The sequence below is a fragment of the Allobosea caraganae genome, from assembly GCF_003351345.1.
Taxonomy (GTDB): domain Bacteria; phylum Pseudomonadota; class Alphaproteobacteria; order Rhizobiales; family Beijerinckiaceae; genus Allobosea; species Allobosea caraganae.
The window spans coordinates 96,997-118,190 of sequence record NZ_QQTO01000020.1 but is presented as its reverse complement, the minus strand read 5'-3'; the positions used below and the strand labels follow the sequence as shown (position 1 = coordinate 118,190).

The following is a 21,194-nucleotide window of genomic DNA, read 5'->3' as shown; positions in this document are numbered from 1 at the left end:
GACGACCGCGCCCTTTGCGAAAGATTAACCCTAATATTGTCTGATTGCAGGATCGGCAGCGTCACATCCGGTACTGCGTATGACCCATTCCGCTTCCCAAGGCCCGGCCCTCCCCGTCACGGGGCTGGTCTCGCATAAGGCCTACACGATCCGCCGCGCCACGGCCTTCGGCGGGCTCGCCTTGCTGACGCTGACCACGGCGATCAGCGGCGCCTCCGGCTGGTACATTCTCAACAAGGATGATCTCGCCGCCCGGCTGATCGCCCGAGAGACGGCCCGCCAATATGCCTATGAGGATCGGATCGCGGCGTTGCGCGCCGATATCGACCGGCTCGCCAGCCGCGCCCTGATCGACCAGGACGGCGTCGAGGCCCGCGTCGACGAGCTGGTGACGCGCCAGTCCGAGCTTGAGAGCAAGCAGGCGCTGGTCGCCTCCGTCGCCGAGACGCTCCAGTCGATCGGCATCGCACCCGGCGCCGCGAAAGCGCCGCTGCGCGGCGCCCGCCTGATCAAGCCGGACGAGCCGGTGCGCGCCTCCAGCGTCTCCAGCTTCGCGCCGATCGCCCCAGGCAAGCCGATGCCGGCACCCGAGAGCCTGCCCCTGCGCGGCGCCGAGGAGCGCAAGAGCCCGGCGCCCTGGGAATCGGGTGAGGCCGAGCCGCAGCCGCAGGCGCCGGTGAAGCGCGTCGCCGAGACGCTCGACCGGGTCGACCGCTCGATCGCCCGCACCGCCGACGCCCAGCTCGCGGCCTTGCGCCAGATGGACGAGAGCCTCGCCGATTCGCAGAAGACCATCCGCGGCGCGCTGGCCGAAACCGGGATCGATGCCGAGAAGCTGGCGGCCTCGGTCGCGGCCCCTGCCACCAAGGGCGGCGTCGGCGGCCCCTTCGTTCCCTTCAAGATCGACGCCTCCGCCGGCCCGTTCGAGGCCTCGCTGAGCGCCTTGCAGCCGCGCATCTCATCGGTCGTGCGCCTGCGCGGGCTGATCGAGCAATTGCCGCTGCGCAAGCCGATGCAGGGTGAGGTCGACATGACCTCGAACTACGGCTACCGCGTCGACCCCTTCACTCGCTCACCGGCCATGCATACCGGCATCGACTTCCGGGCCGAGACTGGCTCGCCGGTGCGGGCCACCGCGCCCGGCAAGGTAGTCACGGCCGAATATACCGGCGGCTACGGCAACATGGTCGAGATCGAGCATGCCGGCGGCGTCAGCACGCGCTACGCCCATATGTCGGCGATCCTGGTCTCGCCCGGCCAGGCGGTCTCGACCGGCACGGTCGTCGGCAAGGTCGGCACGACCGGACGCTCCACCGGCCCGCATCTGCACTACGAGACCCGCATCAACGAGGAGCCGCTCGACCCGACGCGCTTCCTGCGCGCCGGCGGCAAGCTTGCGGGAATGCTTTAAGCCAAGCCTGCAAACTACGGAACAGGCAGCGCTTTCAACGCATCAGCCACGGCTGCGCCGGCAACGGCGTGGCCCTTTTCGTTCCAATGGTAGTCGGCATCGAAATCGAAGCGCTGATGGTTCCTGGCCCAGTCCGCGGCGAAAACGGGGTGCAGGTCGAGGAAGGCTATGCCGGCGCGCTGTGCCGCCTCCGCCGCGATCTGGTTGAGCTTCAAGGCAGGGCTGTCCGCGCGCCCGGCATAGATCGCCTGGCGGTCGCCATCCATCGCGACCAGGAGCTTCGCACTGATGCTGCCCGCCCGCTCGGCCAGGCGCTTGAAAACATAGTCGGTCGTCAGCTTGATCTCTGCCTCATGGCTCAGCACCGAGGCGACGTCGATATTGGCGGCGAACCTGGTGTCCCCGGCCTGGGCCTGCGCCGGGGCGGGTCCGAAGATCGCATCGACCAGCGCCTGCGGCCGCACTTGCCAGCGGTAGAGGAAATAGCGCGCCGTCGCACTCTGCCGCAGCCATTCGACCGCGCCTGGCCGCCAGGGCTGCGGGGGCACCTCGCCCGCGACCTTGCCGCCCTCGATCCTCAGCTTGAGGAAGCTCGACGTGTAGCGCCCCGGCTTGAACAGGAAGCTCTCGTCGAAATCGTTATGGACCAGCAGTACGACGATCGCGTCCGGCTTCGCCGCCACCACCTCGCGCTCGACCATTTGCAGGTATTGGCTGAGCGGGGCACCCGCGATGGCGAAGCGATAGGTCTCGGTCGGCCGCGTGGCCGAAAGTCCCGCCTGCATCACCTCGGCGAAGCTGCGTGAGACCGGCACTTGCAGCGCCTCGACGAAGCTGTCGCCGACGAAGGCGATGCGGCTCACACCCGGCTTGCGCTCCTGCGGATAGTCGGCGAGCGGCGAGTTCCAGCCCTTGGCGTTGATCGAGAACGGCGCCACGACCTCGTCGCGGATGCGCCAGACGCCCTGCTGGTTTGGCGCATAGCGCACGACCTCGTTGACGAAGTCGTTGCGGGGCACGTCGCTGCCCGGCAGCACGAAGCGGAACAGCACGAACTCGCAGAGCAGCAGGAAGACGGCGAGGCTCGCCAGCGAGACGCCAAGGTTGATCAGGCCGTTGCGCAGGCGCGAGCCGGGCTTTTCTGTCGTCATGCCCGGCTCCTAGCCGCTAGTCGATATCCTCGACCTCGACTTCCGTGCCGTAGACCCGCTGCGCCAGCGAGGCCTCCATGAACGGGTCGAGATCGCCGTCGAGCACATCGGACGGCGCCGTAGAGCTCACGCCGGTGCGCAGGTCCTTCACCAGCTGGTAGGGCTGCAGCACATAGGAGCGGATCTGGTGGCCCCAGCCAATATCGGTCTTGGAGGCCTGCTCGGCATTGGCCTTCTCTTCGCGCTTCTTCAGCTCGACCTCGTAGAGGCGGGCGCGCAGCATGTCCCAGGCCTTGGCGCGGTTCTTGTGCTGCGAGCGCTCCTGCTGGCAGGTCACCGCGATGCCGCTCGGGATATGCGTGATGCGCACCGCCGAATCGGTCGTGTTGATGTGCTGGCCGCCCGCGCCTTGCGCCCGGTACGTGTCGATCCGGCAGTCGGATTCTTTCACGTCGATGACGATGCGGTCGTCGACCACCGGATAGACCCAGACCGAGGCGAAGGAGGTCTGCCGCCGCGCATTCGAATCGAACGGCGAGATCCGCACCAGCCGGTGCACGCCGGATTCGGTCTTCAGCCAGCCATAGGCGTTATGGCCCTTGAACTGCAGCGTCGCCGACTTGATGCCGGCCTGGTCGCCGTCCTGGTAGTCGAGCATGTCGACCTTGAAGTTCCGCCGCTCGCCCCAGCGCCGGTACATGCGCAGCAGCATCTCGGCCCAGTCCTGGCTCTCGGTGCCACCGGCGCCGGGATGGATTTCGAGATAGGTGTCGAGCTGGTCGGCCTCGCCCGAGAGCAGGGTCTCGACCTGCCGGCGCGCCGCCTCATGCTCGACCGCCTTGATCGCAGCCTCGCCCTCGCTGACGGAGGCCGCATCCTCCTCCATCTCGCCGAGCTCGATCAGGGTCAGCGCGTCGTCGAGATCGCGCTCCAGCTTGGTGATGCCGTTGATCTGGTCCTCGAGCGAGGTGCGCTCGCGCATCAGCTTCTGTGCCTGCTCGGCGTCGTTCCAGAAGTCGGGGCCCTCGGAGAGCGCGTTCAGCTCCGCGAGGCGTCGATGTGCGACATCCCAGTCAAAGATGCCTCCTCAGCAGTCCGATCGACTGCTTGGCGTTGTCGAGCTGGGTCTGGACTTCGGGACGCATGATTGGGGATCGGCTTCCGTTACGGGTTCGCGCTGGAGCGCTGAGATAGGGGTGAAAGGCTCGGCTGTAAACGCCCAAGGCCTCGATCACCGCCCTCCACGTCATGCTCGGCCTTGTGCCGAGCACCCACGTCTTGCCACGCGGATCCAGGGAGACGTGGGTGGTCGCCCACAAGGGCGACCATGATGGCGGAGGCAGCGAGCGTCAGGCCTCAGTACAGCCCGCCCGTGCCCGAGCCGACGCTGCGCCCGCCGCCCGCAGGCGCGACGCTGAGGGGCGTAGTGCCGTCGCCGGCGGCGCCGATCACCGAATAGCTGTCCGGCGGCGCTGTGCCGGGCTTGAACGCCTCCAGGATGCCGCCCTCGCCGCCGGCGCGCATGCCGGTGCGCGGATCGACGCGGATCAGCTTGATGCCGGCCGGAACGCGGAACGGCGTCGCAGGCTTGTCCTTCAGGGCCGCCGCCATGAAATCGCGGAAGATCGGCGCGGCGTACTGGCCGGCGGTCGCCGAGTTACCGAGCGATTTCGGCTTGTCGAAGCCCATGTAGACGCCGACGGCGAGGTCAGGCGAGAAGCCGACGAACCAGACGTCCTTGGCCTCGTTGGTCGTGCCGGTCTTGCCGGCGAGCGGCTTGCCGACCGACTTGACCACCTGCGCCGTGCCGTTGTTGACGACGCCTTCGAGCAGCGAGACCATCTGGTAGGCGGTCAGCGGATCGAGCACCTGGTCGCGGTTGTCGATCAGGCGCGGCTCGCGCTGCTGGCTCCACTTATCGGCGCTGCAGCCTTCGCAGATGCGCTGGTCGTGCCGGAAGATCGTGGCGCCGAAGCGGTCCTGGATGCGGTCGATCAGGGTCGGGCGAATGCGCTTGCCGCCATTGACCAGCATCGAATAGGCCGCGGTCATGCGCATCACCGTGGTCTCGCCGGCGCCGAGCGCCATCGAGAGCACCGGCAGCATGTCGTCGTAGATGCCGAAGCGGCGGGCATATTCCGCGATCAGCGGCATGCCGACATCCTTGGCGAGCCGCACCGTCATCAGGTTCTTCGAGAACTGGATGCCGTAGCGCAGCGTGCGCGGCCCGGTCGACTTGCCGTCATAGTTCTCCGGCCGCCACATGCCGAGGCCGCCGCCCTGGTCGATCTCGATCGGCGCGTCGAGCACGATGCTGGACGGCGTGTAGCCGTTGTCGAGCGCGGTCGCGTAGACGAAGGGCTTGAAGGACGAGCCCGGCTGGCGCAGCGCCTGCGTCGAGCGGTTGAATTCGGACTGGTCGTGCGAGAAGCCGCCGACCATGGCGAGCACGCGGCCCGATTGCGGGTCCATCACGGTGATGGCGCCGTTGACCTCGGGCATCTGGCGCAGGCGGACCTGGCCGGGCTTGCCGTCGAGCGGCTCGACATAGACCACGTCGCCGGCCGAGACCGCCTGGCTGACGCGCGCGCGCCGGGTCCAGCGGATGCCGTCCGGGCCGAGCGTCACGGTCGCGCGGTCGTTCAGCAGCGCGCCGGAATTGTCGCGTCCCGGGTGCAGGCCGAGCCGGGCCGTATCGCCGGCGACGTCGAGCACGACGGCGAGGCGCCAGGGCGCGACGTCGCCGAGCACCGGCAGGTCGCCGAGCGGCAGGCCCCAGTCGCGGGCGGTGGTGTCGAGCTTCTGGATCGCGCCGCGCCAGCCGCGCGCCTCGTCGAAGCGCACGAGGCCGTCGACCAGCGCCTTGCGGGCGAGCAGCTGCATCTTCGGGTCGACTGTGGCGCGCACCGAGAGGCCGCCCTCGAGCAGCTTCTTCTCGCCGTAGCGGTCCTGCAGCTCACGCCGGATCTCCTCGGCGAAATAGCCGGCGGCGATGTTGTTCGGCGAGACCGTGCGCGGGTTGACCCCAAGCGGCTGCGCCTTGGCCTTGTCTGCAGCGTCGCGCGCAATGTAGCCGTTCTCGGCCATGCGATCGATCACGTAGTTGCGCCGCTCGATGGCGCGGTCGCGGTTGCGGAACGGGTGCAGGTCGGTCGGCGCCTTCGGCAGGGCCGCGAGATAGGCGGCCTCCTGAATGTTCAGCTCGTGCACCGACTTGCCGAAATAGTTCAGCGCCGCGGCGGCGATGCCGTAGCTGCCCTGCCCCGGCGCCGGCGCGCCGAGATAGATCTCGTTGAGATAGAGCTCGAGGATCTTGTCCTTCGAATAGGTCGCCTCGATCCGCAGCGCCACCAGCGCCTCGCGGATCTTGCGCTCGAGCGAGCCTTCCGAGCCGACCAGGAAGTTCTTCGCCACCTGCTGGGTGATGGTCGAGGCGCCCTGCGGCCGGCGGCCGGAGCCGCGGTTGCGGAAGTTCGAGATCGCGGCGCGCACCAGGCCTTCCGGATCGACGCCGACATGCTTGTAGAAGTTCTTGTCCTCGGCCGAGAGATAGGCGTCGATGATCAGCTTCGGCACCGCCTGGATCGGCAGGTAGAGCCGGCGCTCGCGCGCGAATTCAGCGATCAGGCTGCCGTCGCCGGCATGGACGCGCGTCATCACCGGCGGCTCGTAGTTACGGAGCTGCGCCGAATCCGGCAGGTCCTTCGAGTAATGCCAGATCATCGCGGCCGCGCCGAGCGCGCCGACGACGAAGACCACCGCCCCCGCGGCGAATAGCCACCCGAAGAATCGCAGTACAAACCGCATCTAAGGCTCGAGCCCCTGATCATGCCGCGCGGTCTGCGTCGGATTCATCCGATTCGCCGCGTCAGTCCTCGTCGCTTCCAAATCACGTCTATAGCATGGCGGAAATGGCGGAACCGTGGCCTCAACACCACAAATCGCCGCCAAGACCAGTTTTGTTCTCTGCGCCAAGCCTCAGCGCTGGTTTCAAGCCTCAGCGCTGGTTCGCAGCCGCCTTGCCGACGGGCTGGCCGCGTTCGAAATAGCTGTCGATCGCAGTTCGAACCGCAGCCACGGCCTGCGTCCGCCATTCCGCCGAGTTCAGCAGCTCGGCGTCCTTCGGGCTCGACATATAACCCAGCTCGATCAGCACCGAGGGCACGTCCGGCGCCGTCAGCACGCGGAAGCCGGCCGAGCGCAGCGGCACCTTGTGCATCTTCACCGAGCCGCCGAGCTTCTCGACCAGGTTGCGCGCGAAGAGCGAGGAGAAGGTCCGCGTCTCGCGCTTGGCGAGGTCCATCAGGATGCCGGCGACGTCCTGCACCTCCTCGGCCATGTCGAGGCCGGCGACCGCGTCGGCCTGGTTCTCCTTGGCGGCGAGCCTGGCCGATTCGGCATCGGTGGCGCGTTCGGAGCCGGTATAGATCGTGGCGCCGCGCACATCCTGCGCCTGCGCCAGCGAATCGGCGTGGATCGAGATGAACAGGTCGGCGCCGGCGGCACGCGCGATCTTCACCCGCTCGCCGAGGGGCACGAAGACGTCGTCAGCGCGCGTCATCAGCACGCGATAGCGCCCGCCCGCCTCCAATTGCTCCTTCAGGCCAAGGCCAAAGGCGAGCACGACAGATTTCTCGGCGATCGAGGCCACGACCGTGCCCGGATCGATGCCGCCATGGCCGGGGTCGATGACCACGAGCTGGCGGCCGTCGCGCTGCGGCTTGGCGGGCTCGACCGGAGCCTCTGGCGGCTTGCGCTCGGCCAGCTTCGCCACGGCCTGGAACTCGGCGCGGCTGACGCGCTTCAGCTCGATCACCAGTTCGCCGAAGCCGCCGCGCTGGCTGCGGACCTCGGCGCGCGAGACGATGGCCGGCTGCGACAGGTCGAGGATGATTCGCGACTTCTCGGCCGAGAACAGGCCGAAGCGGAAGGCGCTGACGAAGCCGGCGCTCTTCTTCGCAGCGTTCGGCTGCACCTGGAAATTGACCGAGGGGAGTTCGACGATGACGCGGTCGGGCCCGGCCATCACCGAGGCGTTGACCTCGACCGGGCGCGACAGCGCCATGGTCAGCCTGACGACCTCACCGGACTGCTCGATCTTCGCGTCGGTCGCGACCGGGAATTCGGTGCTCGGCCTGGCCGGATTGGCGAAGGCAGGCGCACCGGCCAGCAGCGCAAGCCCGCCCGCGAGCGCCAGGCGCATCATGCCTGAGGCCACGAGCCGGACCATGCCGGCGCTGCGAGAGCGGAAGCGGAGCGACAGGAGATTCGTCCCTGTTGGCGTCACCATGGCTTAACCATATTGGCGCGAGGGTTTAACGATTGGTTATCACGCCCCTCCCCGGGGGTGAACGCCGCAGGGGCGGGGCCGAAGCGATTGCCTCACGATGTTGCTTGCAAATCACTGTCACCTATCTGTAATGGGGATGGTTGCATTGCGAAGCTGCCCGTCGCGCATCCGGATCCGAGGATCCGTTGGCGCCTGGGCAGGCCGGGTGGCCGCCCCGTCCTGGGTGCGGTCGCGGCAAGGCAACCGCCAACGGATCGTCCGCGGACGGCCGGCGTCAGGCAACGAGTTCGGCGCATGGCCAAGTCCCGCGAGCGTGCAAACGCGGAGCGCTTCGGCGCGCCGCAGGTCAGGTCAGATGTCGGGGCATACGACGCCGCTTAGCTTACCGGTGCATCGTCCATACCTTCGGGGCTACGGCGGGCTTGTTGCCCGGCCGGGTTCCCCGATCCGCCATTGCGTCCTGATCGAACCCTCCCTCCTGCAACATGCCGCTCAAACCCGGCTTATGCGCGGCGCCCCTGCCCGCGGCAGCGGATTCTCATCCGCAGCCCGGCGGGTGAAGGCCGCTGCGCCAATGGAAACGTCTTATGGCCAACAAGATGCTCATCGACGCCACCCACCCGGAAGAGACCCGGGTCGTGGTGGTTCGCGGGTCCCGCGTCGAGGAATTTGATTTCGAGTCCGCCAGCCGCAAACCGCTGCGCGGCAATATCTATCTGGCGAAGGTCACGCGGGTCGAACCGTCGCTCCAGGCGGCTTTCGTCGAGTATGGCGGCAACCGCCACGGCTTCCTCGCCTTCTCGGAAATCCACCCGGACTACTATCAGATCCCCGTCGCCGACCGGCAGGCGCTGATCGCCGAAGAGGTGCGGGCCGAGCGCGAGGAAGAGCGCGACGAGGAGCGCCGCGAGAAGCGCGGCCGCCGCGACCGCCCCCGGCGTGGCGACCGGGACGGCCGCGCCAAGCGCGCCGCCAGTGACGAGACGGTCAGCGCCGAGGTCGAGACCGACGGCAAGGAAGCCGCCATGGTCAACGAGGGCGCACCCGCCTTCGGCGAGGAATTCGCGCCGGCCATCGCCGAATCGGAGCATGAGGACACGGTCGAGAACGCCGCGCCGCTGACTTTCGAGACTGAGACCTTCGAGACCGAGACCTTCGAGGCCGAGACCGTCGAAGCCGACGCTGCGGAAGCGACCGAGGATGGCGAGTCCCGCCGCCGCCAGTCCGACGAGGACGAGGACGGCGAGGAAGCCGGCGAGGAGGCCCAGGAAGAGCCGGAGCATCTCGGCGGCGGCGACGCCCTCGACGACATGCCCGAGCGCCCGCGCCATTCGCGCCGCCAGTACAAGATCCAGGAGGTGATCAAGCGCCGCCAGATCATCCTGGTCCAGGTCGTCAAGGAAGAGCGCGGCAACAAGGGTGCGGCGCTCACCACCTACCTCTCGCTCGCCGGCCGCTATTCCGTGCTGATGCCGAATACCGGCAAGGGTGGCGGCATCTCCCGCAAGATCACCAACGCAGAAGACCGCAAGCGCCTCAAGGAGATCGCCCAGGAGCTGGAAGTGCCGGAGGGGATGGGCATCATCCTGCGCACGGCCGGCGCCTCGCGCACCAAGGTCGAGATCAAGCGCGACTACGAGTACCTGATGCGGATGTGGGAGAGCGTGCGCGAGCTGACGCTCGCCTCCGTCGCCCCGGCGCTGGTCTATGAGGAGGGCAACCTCGTCAAGCGCTCGATCCGCGACCTCTACAACAAGGACATCGACGAGGTTCACGTCGCCGGCGACGAGGCCTATCGCGAGGCCAAGGACTTCATGCGCATGCTCATGCCGAGCCATGCCAAGAGCGTGAAGGGCTATCGCGAGCAGACGCCGCTCTTCGCCGCCTTCGGCGTCGAGAGCCAGCTCGACGCGATGTTCTCCAACACGGTCACGCTCAAGTCCGGCGGCTACATCGTCATCAACCAGACCGAGGCGCTGGTCGCGATCGACATCAACTCGGGCCGCTCGACCCGCGAGCACAATATCGAGGACACCGCCCTCAAGACCAATCTCGAAGCGGCGGAGGAGATCTCCCGCCAGTTGCGCCTGCGCGACCTTGCCGGCCTCATCGTGATCGACTTCATCGACATGGAGGAGAACCGCAACAACCGCGCCGTCGAGAAGAAGCTCAAGGACTGCCTCAAGAACGACCGCGCCCGCATCCAGGTCGGCCGCATCTCTGCTTTCGGCCTGCTCGAGATGTCGCGCCAGCGCATCCGCACCGGCGTGCTCGAGAGCTCCTCGATTCCCTGCCCGCATTGCGCCGGCGCCGGCATGATGCGCTCGACCCCGTCGGTCGCGCTGCAGATCCTGCGCGCGCTCGAAGAGGCGCTGATCAAGAGCGCCTCGCATAATCTCTCCGTCCGCACCCGGCCGGAAGTGGCGCTCTACGTGCTCAACCAGAAGCGCGCCCATCTGACCGATCTGGAAACCCGCTTCGCCATCGCAATCACGATCTCGGCCGATGCGACCCTGCTCGGCACCCGCTATTTCGAGGTCGAGCGCGGTGAGTTCGTCGGCAACGAGGGCCGCGTCGTCCCGAGCCCGTTCAAGGCCGAGGCGCTTGCCGACCCGATCGACGACGATGCGCTCGACGCCGCCGCCGAGGCTGAGGCCGAAGAGGCCGAGGTCGAGGTGGATGGCGAGATCGCCGAAGAGGCCGTCGCCTCGCCTGAGGGTCAGCGCAATCGGACTGAAGGTGAGCGCACCGAGGGCGAGCGTGGCGAAGGCGGCCGCAAGCGCCGCCGGCGTCGCCGGCGTCGGCGTGGCGGCGAGCGCGATGCCAATGGCCAGCGTCTCGACGGCGGCAGCGATGCCGATGGCGATGAGGACGGCGATGAGAACGAGGGCGAGGAGAGCAGCGACGAGGCCGCTGCGGCCGAGACGCAGCCGGTCGCTGCCGAGGCCGTGACGGAGGCTCCCGCCCCCGTCGCCGAGCCGGTCGCGGAAGCCCCGGCGGACGAGGACGGCGCCAAGCCGAAGCGCGCCCGCCGCAGCCGCAGCAAGAAGGCTGTGACTGAGGAGAGCGTCGAGGCCGCGCCTGTCGTCGAGGCCATTGCCGAGCCTGTGCCTGTCGCGGAACCGGCCGCCGAGGCCGAGAAGCCCAAGCGCAGCCGCTCGCGCAAGAAGGTCGTGCCGATCACCGAAGGCGGCGCGACCGCCGAGGCCCCGGTCCCCGAGGCCGCCCCTGCCCCGGTCGAGCCCGCCGCTGCGGTGCCGGAACCCGAGCCCGCCCCGGAACCGGCGCCCGAGCCCGTCAAGCCCGTCGTCGAGGAGCCCGTCGCGGTCGTGCTGACGCCGCCGGATCCGGATCGGCCCAAGCGCGGCGGCTGGTGGAACAAGCTCGCCGGCCGCAACTGATCCGACCTGGGAAACCAGGCAGACGTGACCGAAACCCCGCCACGCGCTATCGTGGCGGGGTTTTTCGTTCCGGGGGAGCGCAGATGGATCCGCAACCGCCGCCGTCACGCCCTGAGGGCCCGATTCTGGCGGCGATCTGCGGCGGGGTGCTGTTCGGCTTTGCCGCTCTGGCCTGGCAGGCGGCCGGCGGGATCGGCGTCGGCATCCTCGGGCTCCTGGTGCTGTTCATCGCCGTCCGCTTCGATCTGGAAGGCAATAGACCGATCGGGCCGGAGATGACGCCTGGCCTCTACGCCAGCCAGTTCCGTGGCGACGCCCGCGCAGACCACGCCGAGAAGGCGGCCAGCCGCTCGATCCTCAAGGCGCGGGCCGGCCCGACGCAGCTCGCGATGCTGCTGGGTGTCCTGCTGATCGTGATCGGGTTCGGGGCGCTCTTTCTGACCGAGACGAGCCGGTAGAAGCGACTGCCCTCAAGATCAGTATTGAATTTCGTATGAAATTCCGTACTTATCAACAGCGCGAACGAAACCTGGATCCCATCATGAAAGCCACCCTGCAGCGGGTCGAAGCCGAGTTCGCCGTTAGCGTCTCCGAGCTCAAGAAGAGTCCGACCGCCATCATCGGCGACGCCAACGGCATGCCGGTAGCGGTGCTGAACCACAACCGCATCATGGCCTACATGGTCCCGGCCGAGACCTACGAGGCGATGCTGGAACGTCTCGACGACCTCGACCTGGCCGAGATCGTCAAAGCCCGTGCCAACGAGACGGGCGTGCCGGTCGCGGTCGATGAGCTATAGGCTCGAATTCCTGCCATCCGCGCTGAAGGAATGGGAGAAGCTCGGGGCGACGCTCCGGCAGCAATTCGTCAAGAAGCTGAAGGAGCGGCTGAGCCATCCCCGCGTGCCGGGCGATGCGCTGCACGGCATGCCGGATCACTACAAGATCAAGTTGCGGCAGGCCGGCTATCGGCTGGTCTATCGCGTCGAGGACGAGATCGTGACCGTGATCGTCGTCGCGGTCGGCAAGCGCGAGCGCTCCGCAGTCTACAAATCTGCGAAGCGCCGCTAGAGCATTTTCGAGCGAAATGGGTACCAGCTCGGGTGAAGAAATTGCGTTGGTTCAACTCGCCGCCGGCGCCAGTGGGCTCGGCGGAGGCACAGCAGTGATAGCGGCGGCCGCATAGCGCTCCTCACCGCCGCGCACCGTCACGGCGTTGGAGGCGAAGGGCACGTGGGCATCGTTCAGTCCGCGATAGACACGCTTCAGCGCTTCGCGCTGGAGCGTCGAGGCATGGGCCGGCTTGGCCGTGAATTTCAGCCGGATCACGACGGCGCTGTCGGTAATGTCCGCGACGCCCTGCATCTTCAGCGGGGCAATGAAATGCGGCCCGTATTCCGGGTCTTCGAGCAAGGCAAGGCCGGTCTTCTTGATCGTCTTGCGCGCCTGCTCGATATCGGCCGAGTGGTCGAGCCGGATGTTGAACTTGAGCGTCGCCCAATCGCGGCTGGCATTGGTCAGCGCGCCGATCTGGCCGAAGGGCACGGTATGGATCTGCCCGCTCTGGTGGCGCAGCTGCATCGAGCGCAGCGAGATCTTCTCGACCGTGCCCTTGAGCTTGCCGTTATCGACATATTCACCGACCCGGAACGCATCCTCGATCATGAAGAAGAAGCCGGAGACGATGTCGCGCACCAGGGCCTGCGAGCCGAACGAGATCGCGAGGCCGAGAATGCCGAAGCCGGCCAGCAGCGGCCCGATATCGACGCCGAGCCTGGACAGCACGACCAGCCCGGTCAGACCGAACACCGCGCCCAGCACCACCCCGCGCATCACCGGCAGCACGGTCGCCAGCCGCGACGGCACCAGATCCTCATGGACCACGTCCTCGTCGCCCGGCAGCGATGGGGTCGGCTTCGGCGTATAGGCGTCGAAGAACGCCTTGAGGAAGACGAGCGCGACCCAGCCGCCGAAGGCGAGCAGCGCCACCGACGCCGCCTGCCGCGAGAAGGCGATGAACTCGGGCGAGCCCATATCGGCGAAGAACCCGCCCCAGAGCCGCGCGAACAGGTAGAAGGCCCCGGCCCAGATGATGCCGGTCGCGGCCGCCTGGACGGTGCGCGCGATCGCCTCCTGCTGCGGCGTCTGCGGGCTCAGCGCGGCGCGGTGCGCCTGCCGGCAGCGCAGCAAGGCGCCGATGCCGACGGCGAAGATGGGGGCGAGCACGATGATGATCTGCGTCAGCCCCGCCGCCTCGGCCCAGCGCCCGCCATCCGACATCATCATCGCCGCGCGCCCCATCATCCAGATCAGGATCGAGATGGCGATGTAGAGCCACGGCGTCAGCGCCGCGACGATGCGCAGCATGGTGCCGGGATTGTCCGAGTAGCGCAGCACCAGCGCCTTGAGGTCGTGGCGCGCGTCGAAGAACCACCAGACCTTGAAGATCGTGATCGCGATGCCCGTCGCGGCGAAGAATCCGGTCACCGCGGCGCGGTCGCGCGCGACCGTGTCGGCGATCATGGCGCTGGTGATCACGAACGGGCCGGCGAGCGCGTAGAGGACCAGCAGCTTGAAATGGCGCTCGGCCCGCGGCAGCGGCAGCAGCCGGCGCTGGGGTGCTCCCGGAGACAGCAGGAAGCGGCCGAGAACCATATAGGCCGCGCTGATCGCGGCACCGTTTCCGGCCGTCCGCAGCGTTCGCGCCGCAAGGTCGGGTTCCGGCAGGAGGAAGGAACTGCACAGCCGCAGCGTGCCGAGCGCGAGCGCGACCATGAGCGCGTCCTGAAGCAGGCCATAGAGCGAGGCGACCAGGCGCGGCGTGAAGGCCGGCCCTGCGGGTTCGAGGTGGCGCGCGAACCCGCCGGCGCTCAGCCGCCGGAACAGGAGCCCGACGCAGACCGCCGCCGCAAAGCACAGCAGCAGCCGCGACGTCGCCGACAACCCGGTCGCGCCGTTGCGGTTCTCGCCCCAGGCGCGGCGCCAATCCTCCGGCAGCGTCGTCGCGGCGGGAATGGCGTCGTTGCCGGAATCGAAGCCCGAGGTGAAATCATCCCAGAAGGTCTCGAGCCGCGAGCCGGCAGTGGGTTCGGCGGCCGCCGGCGCATGCGCGGCTTGGGCGGGCGCGGCTTGGACTGCGCCCGGTGTTGCAGGCGCGGCGACGCTGGGCGTCTCGCCCGGGCCTGCGATGCGCACGGTCACCGTTCGGCCGCTGGCCTGCAGCGCATCGAGCATGCGCTTGAGCGTCTCCGGCGTCTCGTCGCCGCGCAGGACCAGGGTGACCGGCGGCTCGACCTTCGCCTGCGCGAGCGCGCCGCTGGGAGCGCTGAGCGACAGGAAGGCCGCCAGCACGGCCAGGATCGGCAACAGGCATGACACCGCCGACCTGCCAAGCGTTTGGCTGCGAACCATCATGCTGCCGCCTCCTCCACCATTGCAGCGCGACCGATCGTCAGGTTTCGTCGGGACGGCGGCTTTTGGCAAGCGTCCGGGCGCCGTTGCGTTCACCGCCGCTTCAGCCACGCGCCCATCCGCTTCACCGCCTCCTCGCATTCGCCGAGCGAGCCGGCGAAGGAGAGCCGTACCGTCCGCGCCCCGCGCCCTTCGTCGAAATCGAGCCCGGGCGTGATCGCGACCCCGGCATTCTCGATCACATCGCGGCAGAAAGCCATGGAATCGTTCGAATAACGGCCGATGTCGAGATAGATGTAGAAGGCGCCGTCGACGGGCAGGAAATCGCCGAGCCCGATCTCCGGCAGCGCCTTGAGCAGGAAGGCGCGGTTCTGCGCATAGCCGGCCTTGATCGCCTCGCATTCCTCCGTGGCATCGAAAGCCGCCTCGCCCGCGACCTGGCTGAGATAAGGCACCGAGATCGAGAAATTCTGCTGCAGCCGCTCGATCGTGCGCACCATCCGCTCGGGCACGATGAGCCAGCCGACGCGCCAGCCGGTCATGCAGTAATATTTCGAAAAGGAATTGACGATGATCGTGTCGGGATCGGCGCTGAGCGCCGTCGTCGCCGGCGCCTCATAGGTCAGCCCATGATAGATCTCGTCCGAGATGTACCAGAGCCCGAGCCGGCGGCACTCGGCTGCCACGGCCGCGATCGCGTCGGGCGCCATCACCACGCCGGTCGGATTGGCCGGGCTCATGGTCAGCACGCCGGCGAGCGGGCGCTCGGCATGGGCCTTGGCGATCAGCTCCGGCGTCAGCGCGTAGCGCGTCTCGGGCCCGACCTCGATCGCGACCGGCTCGAGGCCGAGCGCGATCAGGATGTTGCGATAGGCCGGATAGCCCGGTGCCGTGATCGCGACGCGCGCGCCCGGCTGGAAACAGGCGATAAACGCCAGGATGAAGCCGCCGGAGGAGCCGGTCGTGACCACGACGCGCTCGGCCGGAACGGTGACGCCATAGGCGTCCTGGTAATGCCGGGCGATGCGCTCGCGCAGCGAATCCGTGCCGAGCGCCTGGGTGTAGCCGATGCGGCCATGCTCCAGAGCGCGGGAAGCAGCGGCGCGAATGCTCGCCGGCGTCGGCGCCGAGGGCTGGCCGACCTCCATATGCACGACGGAGCCGCCCCTGCGCTCGATCGCCGCGGCCTGGTTCATCACGTCCATGACGATGAAGGGCGCGACCCGCTCGGCGCGATCAGCCAATTCGGGTAGGGAGATCAAGGGCGTGGCCTGCTTCATGTCGCGATCCGTTTCGGCGGCCTGCACACCGGCCGCCGTGCCGGCTGGCCTAGCCGAGCGGCCCCTCGCCCGCAACCGCGCTGGCAAAGCTGTGAATTGACGCTTGCCATGCGAAAGTCGAGAAGATCAGGCAAACACCAATAGGCTCAACGCCCGCGGCGCTTCCTCGTGCGGGTCTGAAAGGATGACGACATGGTCCTGTTCACGCTGCTTCGCCTTGCGCAGACGGGCTTCCGGCGCGCCGGTCTCGGCCTGGCACTTGCCGGCCTCGCCGTCTCGCTGGCGGCGATCCCGGCCAGGGCGCAGGCGCCGGCGCTTTCGCCCGAGCAGCGCCAGGCGGTGGTCGACCTCATCCGTGAGACGCTGGTGAAGAACCCCGAGCTGGTCCAGGAGGCGATGATCGAGCTGGAGCGCCGCAACACGGTCGCTCAGGCCGAGGCGCAGCGCAACGCGGTCATCGGCGAGAAGGACAAGCTCGTCGATCCCGCGACCTCGATCATCGCGGCCAACCCGCAGGGCGACGTCACCCTGGTCGAGTTCATGGATTACAATTGCGGCTTCTGCAAACGGGCGCTGGACGATGTCCGCGCGCTCGCCAAGGACGACCCCAAGCTGCGCGTCGTGATCAAGGACTTCCCGATCCTGGGACCCGATTCGGTCGAGGCCAGCCGCGTCGCCATCGCCGTCAAGAACCAGCTCCAGGGCCAGAAGTACTGGGATTTCCACAACAAGCTGATGGCGACCAAGGGCCGGGTCAACGGCGCCAAGGCGCTTGAGATCGCCAAGGATTCCGGCGCCGATGTCGAGCGCGTCCGCAAGGAGATGGATGCCCCGGCGACCAAGGCGGTGATCGAGGACACGGTCGCGCTCGGCGACAGGCTCGGCCTCACCGGCACGCCGGCCTTCATCGTCGGAGACGAGGTCGTCTTCGGCGCCGTCGGCGCGCCCGCGCTCAAGGCCAAGATCGACGCCGTCCGCAAATGCGGCAAGGCGACCTGCAGCGGCTGAAGATCGGGCATCATCCGGAGAAGCGCGGACATCTCTTCGCGCACTTCCCCTGCCCTTTGGTTCCGTTTATGACGGCGGCGTCGCCGCGCATTTGCGGCCCCAGGGAATCAGCCTGCACCATGGTCGCCGTCCACGTCCTCAACGGTCCCAACCTCAACCTCCTCGGCACCCGCGAGCCCGGCACCTACGGCTCGGTGACGCTGGCCGATGTCGAGGAGCGCCTGAAGGCCAGGGCCGCGGCCGCGGGCGTGGATCTGACCTTCCGCCAGACCAATTTCGAGGGTGAGCTCGTCACCCATATCCAGCAGGCGGGCCTGGCCGGCGCGGGCATCGTCATCAATGCCGGCGCCTACACCCACACCTCGGTCGCGATCCGCGACGCGATCAAGGGCGTCGATGCGCTCGCCATCGAGCTCCACGTCTCGAATGTGCATGCCCGCGAGGAGTTCCGGCACCATTCCTATATGGCGCCGGTCTGCGTCGGCGTGATTTGCGGTTTCGGCGCCGCCGGCTATGACCTTGCTTTCGACGCGATCGTGCCGTTGCTGCAAAAGCGCGCGGCGGCGAAGTCCGCCGCCTGAGCGGCTTTTGAGAATTCCGGGACGCCCCTGCCGGCGCCCGCCCGTGACGATGCTGGAATGAGGACGGTGAAACCCGCCATGGCGACCAAGAGCCCGATCGACCCCGAACTGGTGCGCGAGTTGGCGCAGCTCCTGAACGAGACCGATCTGACCGAGATCGAGGTGGAGAAGGGCGACCTGCGCGTCCGCGTCGCCCGCACCATCTCCGCAACCGTACAGGTGCCGGTGGCGGCCCCGGTCGCTCCCGCCCTGGTCGCCGCCGCCTCCCCGCTCGACGCGACGAAGCCCGCCGCCGCCCATCCCGGCTCGGTGACCTCGCCGATGGTCGGCACCGCCTATCGCCGTCCCTCGCCCGAGGCCAAGCCCTTCGTCGAGATCGGCCAGGAGGTGAAGGTTGGCGAGCGCGTGCTGCTGGTCGAGGCGATGAAGACCTTCAACGACATCGTCGCGCCGCGCGCCGGCAAGATCACCGCGATCATGGTCGAGGACGGGCAGCCGGTCGAATACGGCGAACCGCTCCTGGTGATCGAGTGATCGCTGTCGCGGGCGCGGACGGGCCGAAGATGTTCGACAAGATCCTGATCGCCAATCGCGGAGAGATCGCGCTGCGCGTCCTGCGCGCCGCCAAGGAGCTCGGCATCGCCACCGTCGCGGTGCACTCCACCGCCGATGCCAACGCCATGCATGTGCGCCTCGCCGACGAGAGCGTCTGCATCGGCCCGCCGAGCGCGCGCGAGAGTTATCTCAACATCCCCGCCCTGATCGCCGCCTGCGAGATCACCGGCGCCGACGCGGTCCATCCCGGCTACGGCTTCCTCTCCGAGAACGCCCGCTTCGCCGAGATCCTGGAGCGCCACAACATCACCTTCATCGGCCCCAAGGCCGAGCATATCCGCAGCATGGGCGACAAGATCGAGGCCAAGCGCACCGCCAAGCGCCTCGGCATCCCCTGCGTGCCAGGCTCCGAGGGTGGCGTCACCGACGACGACGAGGCGCTGCGCATCGCCGGCGAGATCGGCTTTCCCGTCATCATCAAGGCGGCTTCCGGCGGCGGCGGCAAGGGCATGAAGGTCGTGCGGAACGCGGAGGACATGTCCGTCGCGCTCTCCACCGCACGCACCGAGGCCAAGGCCAATTTTGGCGACGATGCGGTCTACATCGAGAAGTACCTCGAGAAGCCGCGCCATATCGAGATCCAGGTGCTCGGCGACGGCCAGGGCCGCGCCGTCCATCTCGGCGAGCGCGACTGCTCGCTGCAGCGCCGCCACCAGAAGGTCTGGGAGGAAGGCCCCTCGCCCGCGCTCAACGCCGGCGAGCGTGACCGGATCGGCGCCGTCTGCGCCAATGCCATGGCCAAGCTCGGCTATCTCGGCGCCGGCACGATCGAGTTCCTCTACGAGGATGGCGAGTTCTACTTCATCGAGATGAACACGCGCATCCAGGTCGAGCACCCGGTCACCGAGATGATCACCGGCATCGACCTCGTCAACGAGCAGATTCGCATCGCGGCTGGCGCTGCGCTCTCGATCACGCAGGACGACATCGTCATCGAGGGCCACGCCATCGAGTGCCGGGTCAATGCCGAGCACCCGGCCAATTTCCGCCCCTCCCCCGGGCGCATCACCTCGTTCCACACGCCGGGCGGGCTCGGCGTGCGCGTCGATTCGGCGGCCTATCAGGGCTACACGATCCCGCCGCACTACGATTCTCTCGTCGGCAAGCTGATCGTCCATGGCCGCAACCGGGACGAATGCCTGATGCGCCTGCGCCGCTCGCTCGACGAGTTCGTCGTCGATGGCGTCGACACCACCCTGCCGCTGTTCCGCACCCTGGTGCGCAACCCCGACATCCTGAACGGCGACTACAACATCCACTGGCTGGAGAAGTTCCTCGCCGCCGGTGGGATGGGGCCGGAAGGGCAATAAGACCGGCTTCCGCCGTCATGCTCGCCCTTGTGGCGAGCACCCACGTCTTGCGGCCCGGACCGGGGGAAGACGTGGCTGGCCGGGACAAGCCCGAGCATGACGGAAGAGGGCGTCATTCCCGTTTGACACGGCGTCGCGCCCGCGCTCCCATCCCCGCATGAAGGCTCGTTCCGTGCCCATTCGCGCGCCGGTGATCACCCCCGAGATCATCCTGCGCGCCTATGCCGCCGGCATCTTTCCGATGGCGGAAAGTGCTGATGACCCCAGCCTGTTCTGGGTCGAGCCGGAGATTCGCGGCGTCATCCCGCTCGACCGCTTCCATTTGCCCGCGCGTCTGGCCCGCACGGTGCGCGCCGACCAGTTCGAGATCAGGATCGACAGCGCCTTCGACGCGGTCATCGCCGCCTGCGCCGAGGCCCGGCCCGACCGGCCGGAGACCTGGATCAACACCCGCATCCGCGAGCTCTTCAGCGCGCTCTTTCGCCGTGGCCATGTCCACAGCGTCGAATGCTGGCGCGACGGCCGGCTCGCCGGCGGGCTCTACGGGCTGTCGCTTGGCGGGGCCTTCTTCGGCGAGAGCATGTTCCACCGCGAGACCGATGCCTCGAAAGTGGCGCTGGTCCATCTCGTCGCCCGTCTCAGGCATGGCGGCTACCGCCTGCTCGACGCGCAGTTCCAGACCGCCCATCTCGCCCAGTTCGGCACGCAGGAGGTACCACGCGAGGCCTATCGCATGCTGCTGGAAGCGGCGATCGAGAGCGAGGGCGATTGGTGGGCCTGGCCGAAGGAGCGCACGATCAGCGGCCGCGAGGCGCTGGCTGAGATGCCTTCGCAGTCATTGCGAGCGTAGCGAAGCAATCCTGAGCGTTGCGCTCGACGGCCCCTGGATTGCTTCGCTACGCTCGCAATGACGAGAGAAGCGGACGCCTCTATCAGAAACTAGTTGCCGCCCGTCGGATCGCGGCCCTGCCCCGGATTGGTCGGGAAGAAGCGCTGGCTCGGGGATTGCCGCGGCTGTACCGGCACGCCGCGCGGCGGCTCGACGTCGATGCGCTGGCCAGGCGCCGGCTGGCCGGGCACAGGCTGCCCCGGCACGGGCGGCTGGTTGACGTCGCGCGGATTGGGCGTGCGCGGGCGGCGCGGCTCGTCGGGCAGAGGCGCTTCCGGCTCCTTCGGATCGACCACCAGTTCGGTGCCGCCTTTGCAGTCGGTCAGCCAGACGTCGTAGATCGCGTGCTCGACGCCGTGCAGGCCCGGGCTCGCCGCATACATCCAGCCGGTGAAGATGCGCCGGTATTCGTTGTTGAAGGTCACCTCGTCGACCTCGACGAAGGAATCCGTCTGCGGCGCCTCGGTCGGCGGCCTTGTCCAGCACACCCGCGGCGTCAACTGCAGCGCGCCGAACTGCACGGTCTCGTCGACAGCGACCTCGAAGGAGATGATCCGCCCGGTGATCTTGTCGAGTCCGGCGAAGACCGCCGTCGGATTGCGGATGCGGTCGGCCTGCGCCGGCGCTGCGGCCAGAAGCGCTATCAGGGCTGGCGCGGCAATGGCCGACACCTTCGACAATCTGCTGAGGGCCCGCATCGGCGCTACGAATCTCCTGCCCGCGCCCGCGCGGGAGGTGCCGCTTAACACGGCAATCGCAGCGGAAAAAGGGCGAAAGCCCACAGCCGCCATTGATGCTCCCCCTTGGCGGCCTGCCCCGTTCGGCATGACCACGCCGCTCCGGACGCA

General features: G+C 68.1%; 17 protein-coding genes. 10 read left to right on the top strand and 7 right to left on the bottom strand.

Annotation, left to right across the window (positions count from 1 at the left end):
- Positions 1-79: 79 nt before the first annotated feature.
- Complete coding sequence (locus DWF00_RS13545; protein WP_114831399.1) at positions 80-1,411, top strand: M23 family metallopeptidase; 1,332 nt, start codon at positions 80-82, stop codon at positions 1,409-1,411.
- A 14-nt stretch (positions 1,412-1,425) separates the two neighbouring features.
- Here the strand turns inward: DWF00_RS13545 and DWF00_RS13540 are convergent, their stop codons facing one another.
- From DWF00_RS13540 to DWF00_RS13525, 4 genes are all read right to left on the bottom strand, one after another.
- A complete protein-coding gene (locus DWF00_RS13540; RefSeq protein WP_114831398.1) occupies positions 1,426-2,562 on the bottom strand; it encodes an SGNH/GDSL hydrolase family protein in 1,137 nt (378 codons plus the stop codon).
- Positions 2,563-2,578: 16 nt separating this feature from the next.
- Positions 2,579-3,707 (bottom strand): peptide chain release factor 2 gene (gene prfB, locus DWF00_RS13535; RefSeq protein WP_114831397.1). Its coding sequence is split into 2 segments (ribosomal slippage): positions 2,579-3,637 and positions 3,639-3,707, totalling 1,128 coding nucleotides; the frame shifts between segments, so codons are not numbered across the junction.
- Between the two features lie 211 nt (positions 3,708-3,918).
- Complete coding sequence (locus DWF00_RS13530) at positions 3,919-6,369, bottom strand: penicillin-binding protein 1A (RefSeq protein WP_114831396.1); 2,451 nt, start codon at positions 6,367-6,369, stop codon at positions 3,919-3,921.
- Positions 6,370-6,559: 190 nt separating this feature from the next.
- Complete coding sequence (locus DWF00_RS13525; protein WP_181832805.1) at positions 6,560-7,792, bottom strand: N-acetylmuramoyl-L-alanine amidase; 1,233 nt, start codon at positions 7,790-7,792, stop codon at positions 6,560-6,562.
- 647 nt (positions 7,793-8,439) lie between these two features.
- On the opposite strand from DWF00_RS13525, the gene DWF00_RS13520 reads away from it, so the two are divergent.
- From DWF00_RS13520 to DWF00_RS13505, 4 genes are all read left to right on the top strand, one after another.
- Positions 8,440-11,253, top strand: coding sequence for an Rne/Rng family ribonuclease (locus DWF00_RS13520; protein WP_114831394.1), 2,814 nt, complete (start codon positions 8,440-8,442; stop codon positions 11,251-11,253).
- 83 nt (positions 11,254-11,336) lie between these two features.
- The gene (locus tag DWF00_RS13515) at positions 11,337-11,711 is read left to right on the top strand and encodes a hypothetical protein (RefSeq protein ID WP_114831393.1); all 375 of its coding nucleotides are present in this window, start codon (positions 11,337-11,339) and stop codon (positions 11,709-11,711) included.
- Between the two features lie 83 nt (positions 11,712-11,794).
- Positions 11,795-12,052: a type II toxin-antitoxin system Phd/YefM family antitoxin gene (locus tag DWF00_RS13510; RefSeq protein ID WP_210207924.1), complete on the top strand. Its 258-nt coding sequence runs from the start codon at positions 11,795-11,797 to the stop codon at positions 12,050-12,052.
- Complete coding sequence (locus DWF00_RS13505) at positions 12,042-12,323, top strand: type II toxin-antitoxin system RelE family toxin (protein ID WP_114831392.1); 282 nt, start codon at positions 12,042-12,044, stop codon at positions 12,321-12,323. The genes DWF00_RS13510 and DWF00_RS13505 overlap by 11 nt, the downstream gene beginning before the upstream one ends.
- A 51-nt stretch (positions 12,324-12,374) precedes the next feature.
- Here the strand turns inward: DWF00_RS13505 and DWF00_RS13500 are convergent, their stop codons facing one another.
- Positions 12,375-14,666, bottom strand: a complete 2,292-nt coding sequence (locus tag DWF00_RS13500; protein WP_147283773.1) for a mechanosensitive ion channel family protein — start codon at positions 14,664-14,666, stop codon at positions 12,375-12,377.
- Positions 14,667-14,755: 89 nt separating this feature from the next.
- Complete coding sequence (locus DWF00_RS13495) at positions 14,756-15,943, bottom strand: pyridoxal phosphate-dependent aminotransferase (RefSeq protein ID WP_114831390.1); 1,188 nt, start codon at positions 15,941-15,943, stop codon at positions 14,756-14,758.
- A 192-nt stretch (positions 15,944-16,135) separates the two neighbouring features.
- Between DWF00_RS13495 and DWF00_RS13490 the strand changes: the two genes are divergently transcribed.
- From DWF00_RS13490 to aat, 5 genes are all read left to right on the top strand, one after another.
- A complete protein-coding gene (locus DWF00_RS13490; RefSeq protein WP_114831389.1) occupies positions 16,136-16,951 on the top strand; it encodes a DsbA family protein in 816 nt (271 codons plus the stop codon).
- A gap of 119 nt (positions 16,952-17,070) precedes the next feature.
- A complete protein-coding gene (aroQ, locus tag DWF00_RS13485; RefSeq protein ID WP_114831388.1) occupies positions 17,071-17,532 on the top strand; it encodes a type II 3-dehydroquinate dehydratase in 462 nt (153 codons plus the stop codon).
- A 78-nt stretch (positions 17,533-17,610) separates the two neighbouring features.
- Positions 17,611-18,066: an acetyl-CoA carboxylase biotin carboxyl carrier protein gene (accB, locus tag DWF00_RS13480; RefSeq protein ID WP_114831387.1), complete on the top strand. Its 456-nt coding sequence runs from the start codon at positions 17,611-17,613 to the stop codon at positions 18,064-18,066.
- 29 nt (positions 18,067-18,095) lie between these two features.
- On the top strand, positions 18,096-19,457 hold the full coding sequence (gene accC, locus DWF00_RS13475) for an acetyl-CoA carboxylase biotin carboxylase subunit (RefSeq protein ID WP_114831424.1): 1,362 nt from the start codon (positions 18,096-18,098) through the stop codon (positions 19,455-19,457).
- A 157-nt stretch (positions 19,458-19,614) separates the two neighbouring features.
- Positions 19,615-20,307 (top strand): leucyl/phenylalanyl-tRNA--protein transferase, encoded by a 693-nt coding sequence (gene aat, locus DWF00_RS13470; protein ID WP_114831386.1) that lies wholly within the window; start codon positions 19,615-19,617, stop codon positions 20,305-20,307.
- 89 nt (positions 20,308-20,396) lie between these two features.
- Here aat and DWF00_RS13465 read toward each other — a convergent pair whose 3' ends face one another.
- Positions 20,397-21,044 carry a DUF2155 domain-containing protein gene (locus tag DWF00_RS13465; RefSeq protein ID WP_114831385.1) on the bottom strand — a complete coding sequence of 216 codons (648 nt, stop codon included), beginning with the start codon at positions 21,042-21,044 and terminating at the stop codon, positions 20,397-20,399.
- Positions 21,045-21,194: the final 150 nt, after the last annotated feature.

What these genes read in the sequence shown, in the direction of transcription:
- DWF00_RS13515 (WP_114831393.1), top strand. Translation starts at nt 11,337, where the DNA reads ATGGATCCGCAACCGCCGCCGTCACGCCCTGAGGGCCCGATTCTGGCG.
- DWF00_RS13530 (WP_114831396.1), bottom strand. Translation starts at nt 6,369, where the DNA reads ATGCGGTTTGTACTGCGATTCTTCGGGTGGCTATTCGCCGCGGGGGCG.
- DWF00_RS13540 (WP_114831398.1), bottom strand. Translation starts at nt 2,562, where the DNA reads ATGACGACAGAAAAGCCCGGCTCGCGCCTGCGCAACGGCCTGATCAAC.
- accC (WP_114831424.1), top strand. Translation starts at nt 18,096, where the DNA reads ATGTTCGACAAGATCCTGATCGCCAATCGCGGAGAGATCGCGCTGCGC.
- DWF00_RS13495 (WP_114831390.1), bottom strand. Translation starts at nt 15,943, where the DNA reads ATGAAGCAGGCCACGCCCTTGATCTCCCTACCCGAATTGGCTGATCGC.
- DWF00_RS13490 (WP_114831389.1), top strand. Translation starts at nt 16,136, where the DNA reads ATGGTCCTGTTCACGCTGCTTCGCCTTGCGCAGACGGGCTTCCGGCGC.
- DWF00_RS13520 (WP_114831394.1), top strand. Translation starts at nt 8,440, where the DNA reads ATGGCCAACAAGATGCTCATCGACGCCACCCACCCGGAAGAGACCCGG.
- DWF00_RS13465 (WP_114831385.1), bottom strand. Translation starts at nt 21,044, where the DNA reads ATGCGGGCCCTCAGCAGATTGTCGAAGGTGTCGGCCATTGCCGCGCCA.
- DWF00_RS13500 (WP_147283773.1), bottom strand. Translation starts at nt 14,666, where the DNA reads ATGATGGTTCGCAGCCAAACGCTTGGCAGGTCGGCGGTGTCATGCCTG.
- DWF00_RS13525 (WP_181832805.1), bottom strand. Translation starts at nt 7,792, where the DNA reads ATGGTCCGGCTCGTGGCCTCAGGCATGATGCGCCTGGCGCTCGCGGGC.
- aat (WP_114831386.1), top strand. Translation starts at nt 19,615, where the DNA reads ATGAAGGCTCGTTCCGTGCCCATTCGCGCGCCGGTGATCACCCCCGAG.
- DWF00_RS13505 (WP_114831392.1), top strand. Translation starts at nt 12,042, where the DNA reads ATGAGCTATAGGCTCGAATTCCTGCCATCCGCGCTGAAGGAATGGGAG.
- accB (WP_114831387.1), top strand. Translation starts at nt 17,611, where the DNA reads ATGGCGACCAAGAGCCCGATCGACCCCGAACTGGTGCGCGAGTTGGCG.
- DWF00_RS13510 (WP_210207924.1), top strand. Translation starts at nt 11,795, where the DNA reads ATGAAAGCCACCCTGCAGCGGGTCGAAGCCGAGTTCGCCGTTAGCGTC.
- aroQ (WP_114831388.1), top strand. Translation starts at nt 17,071, where the DNA reads ATGGTCGCCGTCCACGTCCTCAACGGTCCCAACCTCAACCTCCTCGGC.
- DWF00_RS13545 (WP_114831399.1), top strand. Translation starts at nt 80, where the DNA reads ATGACCCATTCCGCTTCCCAAGGCCCGGCCCTCCCCGTCACGGGGCTG.